Origin of the sequence: Clostridium sulfidigenes, assembly GCF_000732635.1 — a bacterium.
In the GTDB taxonomy this organism is placed as follows: Bacteria; Bacillota; Clostridia; order Clostridiales; family Clostridiaceae; genus Clostridium_J; species Clostridium_J sulfidigenes.
Map to the genome: position 1 here is coordinate 110,566 of NZ_JPMD01000024.1, position 11,092 is coordinate 121,657.

The following is an 11,092-nucleotide window of genomic DNA, read 5'->3' on the forward strand; positions in this document are numbered from 1 at the left end:
AAGTTTTTAAGGAGTATATTATGAGTTGTTTAGGAAATATTATTTGGTTTATATTTGGAGGATTAGTTGCAGGGTTGCAATGGTTTTTAACAGGTCTTTTATGGTGTATAACTATTGTGGGAATACCAGTTGGTATTCAGTGTTTTAAGTTAGCTAAACTACAATTTGCACCTTTCGGAAAAGAAGTTATTACAACAAATGATAGTAGTATGGGATTTTTTCTGAATATATTATGGGTAATATTTGGAGGTTTGCTCCTTGCAATAACCAATATAATAAGTGCATTTTTACTGTCTATAACTATAATAGGGATACCTTTTGCTGCTCAATCATTAAAAATGGCAAAATTATCTTTAGCACCATTTGGAAAAGATGTAATATAAGAATTGATTTAATAGGTTATATCTATGATTATTGTAGTATTAAAGTAATTATATAGGAGGAGTTATGAGAGATATATCAGAATTAAAGGGGAAGATTTTTAGACACTTCAAAGGGGATTTATATTTACTTGAGGATTTTGTAATAAATTCAGAAACACAAGAAAAGATGGTGCTATATAGAGCATTATATGGGGAGTGTGGATTGTTTGTAAGACCATATAAGATGTTTATAGAAGAAGTACCTAAAAATAAGGTTAATCCAACAGGACAAAGGTATAGATTTCAAGAGATAATAGTAGAAAGTAAAAATATTTGAAGTAAAGAATAGTATAAAATATAAATCTATGTTATAATAGTAATCGTATGTTTTAAAGAAAAGTTCAAGAGGTTTTACCCAATGGGTAAGACTTTTTTAATGATAATTGGAGGTAACGTTATGATTAGTACTACAGGAGTTAGTTTAAGATACGGAGGACGTAAACTTTTTGAGGATGTTAATATTAAGTTCACAGAAGGTAATTGTTATGGATTAATAGGAGCAAATGGTGCAGGGAAGTCTACATTCCTTAAAATATTATCAGGAGATATAGAACCTAATACAGGCGAAGTTAATATAACACCAGGACAAAGATTAGCAGTTTTAAAGCAAGATCACTTTGCTTATGATGAAGAAGAAGTACTAAGAACTGTAATTATGGGTCATCCTAGATTAATTGAAATTATGAATGAAAAGGATGCTCTTTATGCTAAAGAAGATTTTAGTGATGAAGATGGTATAAGAGCTTCTGAGCTTGAAGGTGAGTTTGCAGATCTTAATGGTTGGGAAGCTGAAAGTGAAGCAGCTACATTACTTCAAGGACTTGGGATAACAGAAGATTTACATTACAAGTTAATGAAGGATTTAAATGGTTCAGAGAAGGTTAAAGTCTTACTTGCACAAGCTTTATTTGGTCATCCAGATATTCTTTTACTTGACGAGCCTACCAACCACTTAGATATTAAATCTATAGCTTGGCTTGAAAATTTCTTAATGGATTTTGAAGGAACTGTTATTGTGGTATCCCACGATAGACACTTCCTAAATAAAGTATGTACTAATATGGCTGATGTAGACTTTGGAAAAATTCAAATGTATGTAGGTAACTATGATTTCTGGTATGAATCAAGTCAATTAGCATTACAAATGTCTAAGGATCAGAATAAAAAGAAAGAAGAAAAAATTAAAGAGCTTCAAAACTTTATAGCTCGTTTTAGTTCTAATGCATCAAAAGCTAAGCAAGCAACTAGTAGAAAGAAGCAATTAGATAAATTAACTCTTGATGATATTAAGCCATCTTCAAGAAGATATCCATTTGTAGGATTTAAAGCGGATAGAGAAGCTGGTAATGATTTGCTAGTTGTTGAGAATCTATGTAAGACTATTGATGGTGTTAAAGTTTTAGATAATGTAAGTTTTATGATATATAAGAATGATAAGGTAGCATTTTTAGGTGATGGTATTGCTAAAACCACTTTATTTAAAATATTGATGGGTGAAATGGAACCAGATAGTGGAAGCTATAAATGGGGGATAACTACATCTCAATCTTATTTTCCATCTGATAACTCAGAGTTCTTTGAGGGTTGCGATCTAAATCTTGTGGATTGGTTAAGACAATTTTCAGAAGAAAAGGCGGAAAGTTTTATAAGAGGATTCCTTGGAAGAATGTTATTCTCAGGAGAAGAAGCATTAAAGCAAGCATCTGTGCTATCTGGAGGGGAAAAAGTTCGTTGTATGCTATCAAAGATGATGTTAAGTGGAGCTAACGTATTAATCTTAGATGAGCCTACAAACCACCTAGATCTTGAATCCATAACAGCAGTTAATAATGGATTAATTAACTTTGCTGGAACTATATTATTTACATCCCATGACCATCAGTTTATTAATACTGTTGCAAATAGAATAATAGAAATTATTCCTGGTGGTGTAATTGATAAGAATATGACTTATGATGAGTATTTAGAATTAAAATAGAGCTTAGGTTGATATAAAAATTACTTTTGTAGTAGATAGGCATTAAATGAATAAATTAACATTTAACTTGTATAAATATTAATTTATTTAGTTGACAAATTACCATTATTTATTTATAATACAAATAATATAAAATTTAATATGGAAATTCTATGAAAAGGACAGTACTTTCTTTATTAATTCTTAAAGCGAGTGAAGGTTGGTGTGAGCTTCACAAGAATAAAAGAATCTTAACAAGTAATTGTAGGGAAATTTATTTATAATAAATTAGGAAGAGAACCTTGGAGAAGCTGCCCCAAAGGATTACTTAGTAGGGTTAGTCGTGAAAAGCGTTAAAATTATGAGTGGACTTTTTAAAAAAGTCAATTAGAGTGGTACCACGGGTATATAACCGTCTCTTTCCAATGGAAAGAGACGGTTTTTTATATGCATTTTGAAATTTTAATAAATAAAAGAGTTAGAAATAAAAAGGAGGATTTATTATGGAGTATAAAAATATAATAGCAGAAAATTTATGTAAGCATATAGATATGGAAAAGGAAACAATAGAAAGACTTGTTGAAAACCCACCAAAACCAGAAATGGGGGACTTTGCATTCCCGTGTTTTCAGTTAGCAAAATCTATGAAGAAAGCACCAAATATGATAGCTCAAGATCTAAAAGGATTACTTGGTAATTTAGATGGATTTGAAAAAATAGAAGCTTTTGGTCCTTATATAAACTTTTTTGTAGCTAAAAATGATTTTATGAAAGAAATTATTGAAAAAGTATTAAATGAGAAAGAGAATTATGGAAGTACAAAAGAAGGAGTAGGCAAAAATGTAATTGTTGAATATTGTTCAGCTAATATTGCAAAGCCATTTCACGTAGGACATTTATATACTACTATGATTGGTAATTCTCTTTATAAAATATTTAATTCTCAGGGATATAACGCTATAGGGATAAACCACTTAGGAGACTGGGGAACACAATTTGGTAAACTTATATATGCATATAATCATTGGGGTGATGAGAAAGCTTTAGAGGAAGAACCGATTAAAGAAATGTTAAGGGTTTATGTAAAATTTCATGATGAAGCAGAAAAAAATCCTGTTCTTGATGATGAAGGAAGAAAGCATTTTAAACTTCTAGAGGATGGTAATGAAGAAGAAGTTAAGCTGTGGACTAAATTTAAAGACTTAAGCTTAAAGGAATTTGATAAATTATTTAATATGTTAAATGTGAAATTCGATTCTTTTGCTGGTGAAAGCTTCTATCAAGATAAGATGGATGCTGTCATTGATGAAATAGAATCTAAAGGGTTATTAACAGAAAGTAATGGTGCTAAGGTTGTTATGTTAGAGGAGCTTAATATTCCACCTTGTATAATAAAGAAGGCAGATGGAGCTACAATATATGCCACTCGTGATTTAGCAGCTATGTTCTATAGAAAGAAAACCTATGATTTTTATAAGAATATATATGTAGTTGCAAAGGATCAATCCCTTCACTTTAAACAAGTATTTAGTACAGTTAAAAAGATGGGCTATGATTGGGCTGATGATTGTATACATGTACCCTTTGGCTTAGTTCGTTTCCCAGATAAGAAGCTTTCTACAAGAAAAGGCGATGTAGTATTCCTTGAGGATTTGTTAAACGAAGCTGTAGTTAAAACAGAAGAAATAATAAATGAGAAAAATCCTACATTAGAAAATAAAAAAGAAGTAGCTAAGAAGGTAGGAATTGGAGCAGTTGTCTTTGCTTATCTTAAAAACTCAAGAGAGAGAGACATAATCTTTGATTGGGATGAAATGCTTAGCTTTGAAGGAGAAACTGGACCGTATGTTCAATATACCTATGCTAGAGGAAAGAGTATTTTAAGAAAATTAGGAGAAGGTACTGGTGAGGTTGATTATAGTAAGCTTGTTTCAGAGGAAGAGTTTGAACTAGTTAAAACTTTATCTGGGTTTAATAATTCTATTAAGCAGGCTTTGGATAAACTACAACCAAGTATAGTTACAAGATTTACTATAGATGTAGCTAAAGCTTTTAATAAGTTCTATAATTCTATAAATATATCTAATTCAGAAGATGAAGTAACAAAGAATACCAGATTAGCTTTAGTTAAGGCTACTCTTCAAGTAATAGAAAATGGATTACATCTTATAGGTCTTGAAACAGTAGATGAAATGTAATAAAAGATTAATATAAAGAAAATCCCTTGGACATTTTATCATCCAAGGGATTTTCTTTATTTATTGTGCTATTTATCATCTTCATATTTTTCTATTGAATTAACATAATTAGGACATTTAGAGGTACAACTACCACAATTACATCCTTTAGATTTTTTCTTTAAATTTTTAAAAAGAATAAAGATCGCTAATATAGCAATAATTATAGTTATAAGTATTTCCATAATATTATCACCTCTTTAAAATATCAGTGAAGCTATGTGATATATTCCAAATGAAAAAATCCATGCCACAATAAATTGATATACAACTGAGAATACAGCAAGTTTTCCACTAAATTCTTTCTTAAAAGTAGCTACAACAGAAACACATGGTGTGTATAACAAAGTAAATACTAAGAAAGAAATACCACTGGCTATTGTAAATGTTGTAGCTATGCTATTAGCTAAATCACCAGTATAAAGTACCCCTAGAGTTCCTATAACTACTTCTTTAGCCATAAGTCCAGTTAAAAGTGCCACAGAGTTTTCCCATGTACCAAAGCCTAATGGAACAAAAATCGGAGATATAAAGTTACCTATAGATGCAAGGAAACTTTCGTTAATTTCAGCCATTCCACTCATATTAAAGTTTGATAAGAACCAAACTAGAACAGATATCGAGAATATTAAAGTTCCAGCTTTTTTTAAAAATCCTTTACCTTTCTCCCAAGTATGAAGCATTAAGCTTTTAAATTCAGGAAGTTTGTATTCAGGTAATTCTATAATAAAAGGTTCTTCGTCTTTTTTAAATAATGTATTCTTAAATATAAATGCCATTATAAAGGCTACTATAAGTCCTAAGAAATATAATCCGAAAATGACTAATGATTCATAACCTGCAAAGAGTGCACCAGCAAACAGGGCATATACAGGTAATCTGGCATTACAAGACATAAACGGAACAATTAGGGCTGTTAACTTTCTATCTTTTTCACTTTCTAAAGTTCTTGCAGACATTATTCCTGGTACTGAACATCCAAAGCCCATTATTAAAGGTATAAAAGCCTTTCCTGAAAGCCCTAATTTTCTCATTAACTTGTCCATGATAAATGCTGTTCTAGCCATATAACCACTATCTTCAAGGAAGCTAATCCCTACAAATAGAGTTAATATAATTGGAAGAAATACAATTACTGAACCAACACCACCAATGATACCATCAATTATTAATGATTTAAACCAAGGGGATGTATTAGCTAGAGGTATTGCTATTAAAGATACAAAGTCCTCATTGACTAGTTTATCAGCTAATTCTTGCAGTGGCCCACCAACCCAATCAAAGGTAAACTTAAATATAATAAACATAATTCCTAAAAATATAGGGTAAGCCAACAACTTATTAAGCACAATAGAATCTAATTTTTCAGTAATAGTATTAATGTTTGTTTTTCTTCCTTCTACACTTCTGTTTAGAAGGTTTTCTATATATCCATAGGTTTCTTTTTCGTTCATTTTATTAAACCCATGTTTAGAATTAATAGTTTTATCTAAAGAGTCAAAGGAAGAGTTATTAATAAGAAAATCTTTAACCTCTTTTACACCTTCACCTTTAGAAGCAGATATAGCCATAATATTCACACCTAATTCTTTAGATAAATCGGAATAATTAATGTGAATTCCATTACTTTCTGCTACATCTATCATATTTACCACTAATAAAATAGGCTTATTAAATTCGGTTAATTGAGAGGTTAAGTAAAGATTTCTCTCAAGATTAGAACCGTCTATTATATTTATAATTAAATCTACTTCATCAGTATACAAAAAGTTTTTAGACACTTTTTCTTCATTAGAAAAGGTATCCATTGCATATATGCCTGGTAGGTCAACAATTTTTATTTCCTTTGACAAATATCCTTCTTTTTTATCTACAGTTACACCTGCCCAGTTACCTACATATTGGTTAGAACCTGTTAGTGCATTAAATAAAGTTGTTTTTCCTACATTAGGATTACCAATAAGGGCAATGGTTTTCATATTACACTGCCTCCTTAATAAAAATTAATTCAGCATCTTTTTTTCTGATTGCAAGGTCTGTCCCTCTTAAGTTTATAATAATTGGATCTCCTAAAGGAGCGGTTTTCTTAACTAAAACCTCTGTTCCTTCAACAAATCCTAAAGCTAATAATCTTTTAGCTAATCTATCATCACATGCAAGTTCTTTAATTAAACCTTTATCACCAGGTTTTAAATTAAAAACATTCATGAATATCACTCCTTTATGAAAATAATTATCAATATCTATGGTATTATTATATTCTAAATGATAACCAATGTCAACTTAAAATATGTATTAATAAAATGCATAAAACGGATGTATTATATAGATAAAAGGGATTTATTTATGGTATAATATAATTATATATTTTTATAGTACATATAATTATATATAGGTTTATTTGAAGTACAATACCTATTAAAGAAATGAGTGGTAAGGTGATAGTTAAAGAAAGTACTATAGACATTGAAAAAGATAAATTTAAACAAAGTCTAAATATTAGCGGAGATAATGAACTTTATAAAAAATCAGTTTTCTTTGACTTAGAACATTATGTTTATAAGAAACCTATATGCATAGGGGTCTTTGGAGCAGGATATTATGACGAAGAAAATAATAAGTTGGTAATTACTCAGTATATGATTGAAAATAAGCATGAACTTGAGAAAATTCTTGCCTTAGCTAAAGAGTATTTTGAAAATATGAGAAATACTTTAAAAAAAGAATATGTTGTTACTTTTTCAGGGAATAATGATTATCTAGTAATTGATTATCTGTTTAAAAAATATAAGTTAAATTATACTGTAGAAGAATATTTTAAAAGCATAGATTTGCAAAAAAAATATGAACAAGTTAAACAGAAGTCAATAGGCCTTAAAGCACTAGAGAGTGAATGTGGCATTGTTAGGGAAAGTGAAGTCATAAGTGGCTCAACATTGGCAAAAACCTTTGGTAAGATAATGAAAGATGATATGTATTTTTCAAGAATGCCCATGGAAAAGAAAGAGAAAATTCTTTTGTATAATATGCAGGATGTAGTTAGTTTATTTCATATATATACTCAATGGAATAAGTATATTAGACCAGAGTAATTAAAAACTATCTCATAGAAGAATATAAATTTGTATTTTTCTATGAGATAGTTTTCTATATATTGTATTTAGTATTCATCAATTTAGAATGTGAGAAATAATAGTTAAATTGTATAGAATGAATTAATATATTAAACATGATACTACATAAATTCATAATAACATACAAAATACATATAATTCTAAAAACTTAGGGGGTATTATGGAAATATTAAGAAAAGGAAAAGGCGCTACTATAGGTAATGATAAGTGTGACTTAGTACTTAAAAATGGAAAATTTATTAATGTATTTACGGAAGAAATAGAAGAGGGAGATATAGGTATTATTGATGACACAATTATAGGAATAGGTTCATATGAAGGGATTAAAGAAATTGATTGTAGTTCTAAAGTTATATGTCCAGGGTTTATGGATGGACACATTCATGTGGAATCTTCCATGACAACTCCAGAATCTTATGGAAATGTAGCTTTAGCCAATGGGGTTACTACAGTAGTAGCTGATCCGCACGAAATTGCCAATGTACTTGGAATTGATGGAATATCTTTCATGCTAGATAGTGCACAAAGAAGCCCTTTGGATATATATTTTATGATGCCTTCCTGTGTACCAGCAGTATCCTTCGAAGAAAACGGTGCTATTTTAAGTGCAGAAGATTTATCCAAGTTTATTGATAAACCAGAAGTAATAGGGCTTGGTGAGGTAATGGATATACCTTCTGTAATAGAGCAAGCACCGTCCATGATGAATAAGTTGAATGTATTTAGAGATAAAATTATAGATGGGCATGCACCTCAAATTTCTTATAAACATCTTAATCAATACATTTTATCAGGTGTAAGTACTGACCACGAATGTTCTTCAAAGGAAGAAGCTTTAGAAAAAGTAAAATTAGGTATGTATATTCTTATAAGGGAAGGTTCTGCTGCTAAAAATTTAAAGGATTTAATTTCTGCAGTTAATAATAAGAATTTTCGAAGGTTTTTATTTTGTACTGATGATAGGCATCTAGAGGATTTAGTGGAAGAAGGATCTATAAATAATGCTATTAAACTCAGTATACAAAGTGGTATTGATCCTATAAAAGCATATATAATGGGGAGTTATAATGGGTACACATGTTATGGCATAAAAGATAAGGGAGCTATAGCACCAGGATATAAGGCTGATCTGGTTATTTTAAATGATTTAAATGAGGTAGATATTTATAAAGTAATTAAGTCAGGTCGAGAAATAGATGACTATAATAAATTATCTTACATTGTTAAAAGTGAAAACACTATGAATATAGAAAAGCTGAAAGAGGAGGACTTTAGAATACTATCTAATGGAAACAAAGTAAATGTAATTGGTGTAACTCCAGGATCTCTTGAAACTAAGTTGTTAGTGAAATCTAGTAAAACTATAGATGGATATTTAGATATGAGTGAATATGAAGATATTTTAAAAATAGGAGTTTTTGAAAGACATAAAAATACAAATCATTATTCCTTAGGATATTTATCCGGATTATGTATTAAAAACTGTGCTATAGCTCAAAGTATAGCACATGATTCTCATAATATTATAGTTATAGGAGATAATGATAAGGATATGTGTAAGGCGGTAAATAAGCTAATTGACATAGGTGGAGGAATTACTATAGTCAGTGAAGGTGTACTAATTGATAGTCTATCCTTAGAAATAGGAGGATTGATGACTAATTCACCTATAGATTATGTATATAATAAGTTAAAAAATTTAAATAGATTAGTAAAGAACTATGGATTAAAACCTGATATGGATGCGTTTATAACCTTATCTTTTATGAGTCTACCTGTTATTCCAAAGGTGAAGCTTACAAGTAAAGGATTATTTTCCTATGATTTATTTAAATTTATTGAACTTTCTTTTAATTAATTACAACACAATATTACAAGTTATATAATATTAATAATACTTTTTATATAATTAAAAAATGAACAACATTAATTAAGGAGATTGTAATCTTGAAGAACTTAAACTCTATATATAAATTTAAGAAATATATCGGTATGAGAAATATAAAAACTGCTCTAGCCGCAGTAATAAGTGTAATTGTAGCTGAATTGTTTCATCTTCAATCACCATTTTTTGTGGTTACAGGTGCCTTGATTTCTATGGAAACCACAGTGAAGAAGGGAATTAATGCTGGAATTGCGAGGGTGCTTGGTACTATAATGGGAGGGATAATAGGCATTATAACTGTTCTAATAGATCCAGGTAACATATTTCTGCTCTTTTTAGGAATGGTGCTTTTGATAACATTACTTAATATATTAAAATGGCAAGACTCTATATCTATGGCTTGTGTTGTATTTTGTGTAATTATGATTACTATGACCAGTGAAAATATAGTTCTATATGCCTTTCAAAGAACTGTTGATACTATAGTTGGAATTATCATATCAATAATAATTAACTACATTATTTCTCCACCTTCAGATTCTAAATTTGCGAGGAGTAAAGCAGAATATGAGGATGAGGAGGATATAGAAAATTTTATTATGAGAGTACCTGAGAAAATCGATATAAAAGAGTGAAATAGTTAAAAACTACTGATCAATTTATTAATAATCAGTAGTTTTATGTTGTTACAAAGGTTATTAATTAATTATTATAGATTAAATACATACCTGTAAATAAAGTAATAATGAGTAAAACTACCAAGTAGAACAAAAATATGAAATATTTCATGAGCACCAAAAGTTCTGTGTTTACCTTTTTTTTCTAAGCAATATATAATTCCACCGATGGTGTATAATACTCCGCCTATCACTAGTATTGAAAGACCTCTACTAGATACAACTTTTGAAAGTGGATTAAAAATGAATATAGCCATCCATCCCATAGCAATATAAATAGAGGAAGATAACCAGGAAGGACAATTAATCCAATACAATTTAAAAAGAATTCCAATTATAGCTACAGTCCATATTATAGCAAGCATATAGTACCTAATTGGTGTCTCTAATAGAACTAAGCATATAGGCGTATAAGTTCCAGCAATTAATACAAATATCATAGCATGATCAATCTTTCTAAGGATATTAATCATGGAATCTTTAGCTACGGTAAGGTGATATACACTGCTAGCTGTATACAGTAGAATTAAACTTATTCCAAATATAACAGTTGATATTAAAGTGTATATGTTGTAATTGTTACTATGAAGTTGGGCAAATAATAAGAAACATAAACCAAGTAAAGAAATTATAGCTCCTACCATATGGGAAAATCCACTAAAGGGTTCTCTAAATTTTGAATTAGTCATAATATACCTCCTAAGATTTATTGTAACATATAGTTATTAATACTATGTATTATTATATATATATTATATCACATTGGTTATATAAATACAT

Annotated in this window: 11 protein-coding genes and 1 other annotated feature; of the genes, 7 read left to right on the forward strand and 4 right to left on the reverse strand. The window is 29.5% G+C overall.

The window, feature by feature from the left end; translation table 11 throughout:
• Window positions 1–20 precede the first annotated feature (20 nt).
• The 4 genes from IO99_RS10120 to argS all read left to right on the forward strand — a co-directional run bounded on the left by IO99_RS10120 (window position 21) and on the right by argS (window position 4,577).
• Window positions 21–383 carry a YccF domain-containing protein gene (locus IO99_RS10120; RefSeq protein ID WP_035132996.1) on the forward strand — a complete coding sequence of 121 codons (363 nt, stop codon included), beginning with the start codon at window positions 21–23 and terminating at the stop codon, window positions 381–383.
• 64 nt (window positions 384–447) lie between these two features.
• Complete coding sequence (locus IO99_RS10125; RefSeq protein ID WP_035132998.1) at window positions 448–699, forward strand: DUF1653 domain-containing protein; 252 nt, start codon at window positions 448–450, stop codon at window positions 697–699.
• A 120-nt stretch (window positions 700–819) separates the two neighbouring features.
• The gene (locus tag IO99_RS10130; protein WP_035133029.1) at window positions 820–2,400 is read left to right on the forward strand and encodes an ABC-F family ATP-binding cassette domain-containing protein; all 1,581 of its coding nucleotides are present in this window, start codon (window positions 820–822) and stop codon (window positions 2,398–2,400) included.
• Between the two features lie 143 nt (window positions 2,401–2,543).
• Window positions 2,544–2,802 (forward strand) — a binding site (T-box leader).
• An 80-nt stretch (window positions 2,803–2,882) separates the two neighbouring features.
• Complete coding sequence (argS, locus tag IO99_RS10135) at window positions 2,883–4,577, forward strand: arginine--tRNA ligase (RefSeq protein ID WP_035133000.1); 1,695 nt, start codon at window positions 2,883–2,885, stop codon at window positions 4,575–4,577.
• A 68-nt stretch (window positions 4,578–4,645) separates the two neighbouring features.
• On the opposite strand, the gene IO99_RS18725 is transcribed toward argS, so the two are convergent.
• Genes IO99_RS18725 through IO99_RS10145 form a run of 3 tightly spaced genes read right to left on the reverse strand, consistent with a single transcriptional unit; the run spans window position 4,646 to window position 6,824 of the window.
• Window positions 4,646–4,801 carry a FeoB-associated Cys-rich membrane protein gene (locus tag IO99_RS18725; RefSeq protein ID WP_084178147.1) on the reverse strand — a complete coding sequence of 52 codons (156 nt, stop codon included), beginning with the start codon at window positions 4,799–4,801 and terminating at the stop codon, window positions 4,646–4,648.
• A 15-nt stretch (window positions 4,802–4,816) separates the two neighbouring features.
• A complete protein-coding gene (feoB, locus tag IO99_RS10140; protein ID WP_035133003.1) occupies window positions 4,817–6,595 on the reverse strand; it encodes a ferrous iron transport protein B in 1,779 nt (592 codons plus the stop codon).
• A 1-nt stretch (window position 6,596) separates the two neighbouring features.
• Window positions 6,597–6,824, reverse strand: a complete 228-nt coding sequence (locus IO99_RS10145; RefSeq protein WP_035133006.1) for a FeoA family protein — start codon at window positions 6,822–6,824, stop codon at window positions 6,597–6,599.
• A gap of 218 nt (window positions 6,825–7,042) precedes the next feature.
• Here IO99_RS10145 and IO99_RS10150 point away from each other — a divergent pair, with 218 nt between their 5' ends.
• From IO99_RS10150 to IO99_RS10160, 3 genes are all read left to right on the forward strand, one after another.
• The gene (locus IO99_RS10150; protein WP_084178148.1) at window positions 7,043–7,708 is read left to right on the forward strand and encodes a ribonuclease H-like domain-containing protein; all 666 of its coding nucleotides are present in this window, start codon (window positions 7,043–7,045) and stop codon (window positions 7,706–7,708) included.
• A gap of 202 nt (window positions 7,709–7,910) precedes the next feature.
• Window positions 7,911–9,608 (forward strand): adenine deaminase, encoded by a 1,698-nt coding sequence (gene ade, locus IO99_RS10155; RefSeq protein ID WP_035133010.1) that lies wholly within the window; start codon window positions 7,911–7,913, stop codon window positions 9,606–9,608.
• A gap of 89 nt (window positions 9,609–9,697) precedes the next feature.
• Window positions 9,698–10,270 carry an FUSC family protein gene (locus tag IO99_RS10160; RefSeq protein ID WP_051824044.1) on the forward strand — a complete coding sequence of 191 codons (573 nt, stop codon included), beginning with the start codon at window positions 9,698–9,700 and terminating at the stop codon, window positions 10,268–10,270.
• 74 nt (window positions 10,271–10,344) lie between these two features.
• Here IO99_RS10160 and trhA read toward each other — a convergent pair whose 3' ends face one another.
• Window positions 10,345–11,001 (reverse strand): PAQR family membrane homeostasis protein TrhA, encoded by a 657-nt coding sequence (gene trhA / locus IO99_RS10165; RefSeq protein WP_035133011.1) that lies wholly within the window; start codon window positions 10,999–11,001, stop codon window positions 10,345–10,347.
• Between the last annotated feature and the right edge of the window lie 91 nt (window positions 11,002–11,092).

What these genes read in the sequence shown, in the direction of transcription:
- IO99_RS10120 (WP_035132996.1), top strand. Translation starts at nt 21, where the DNA reads ATGAGTTGTTTAGGAAATATTATTTGGTTTATATTTGGAGGATTAGTT.
- IO99_RS10125 (WP_035132998.1), top strand. Translation starts at nt 448, where the DNA reads ATGAGAGATATATCAGAATTAAAGGGGAAGATTTTTAGACACTTCAAA.
- IO99_RS10130 (WP_035133029.1), top strand. Translation starts at nt 820, where the DNA reads ATGATTAGTACTACAGGAGTTAGTTTAAGATACGGAGGACGTAAACTT.
- argS (WP_035133000.1), top strand. Translation starts at nt 2,883, where the DNA reads ATGGAGTATAAAAATATAATAGCAGAAAATTTATGTAAGCATATAGAT.
- IO99_RS18725 (WP_084178147.1), bottom strand. Translation starts at nt 4,801, where the DNA reads ATGGAAATACTTATAACTATAATTATTGCTATATTAGCGATCTTTATT.
- feoB (WP_035133003.1), bottom strand. Translation starts at nt 6,595, where the DNA reads ATGAAAACCATTGCCCTTATTGGTAATCCTAATGTAGGAAAAACAACT.
- IO99_RS10145 (WP_035133006.1), bottom strand. Translation starts at nt 6,824, where the DNA reads ATGAATGTTTTTAATTTAAAACCTGGTGATAAAGGTTTAATTAAAGAA.
- IO99_RS10150 (WP_084178148.1), top strand. Translation starts at nt 7,043, where the DNA reads ATGAGTGGTAAGGTGATAGTTAAAGAAAGTACTATAGACATTGAAAAA.
- ade (WP_035133010.1), top strand. Translation starts at nt 7,911, where the DNA reads ATGGAAATATTAAGAAAAGGAAAAGGCGCTACTATAGGTAATGATAAG.
- trhA (WP_035133011.1), bottom strand. Translation starts at nt 11,001, where the DNA reads ATGACTAATTCAAAATTTAGAGAACCCTTTAGTGGATTTTCCCATATG.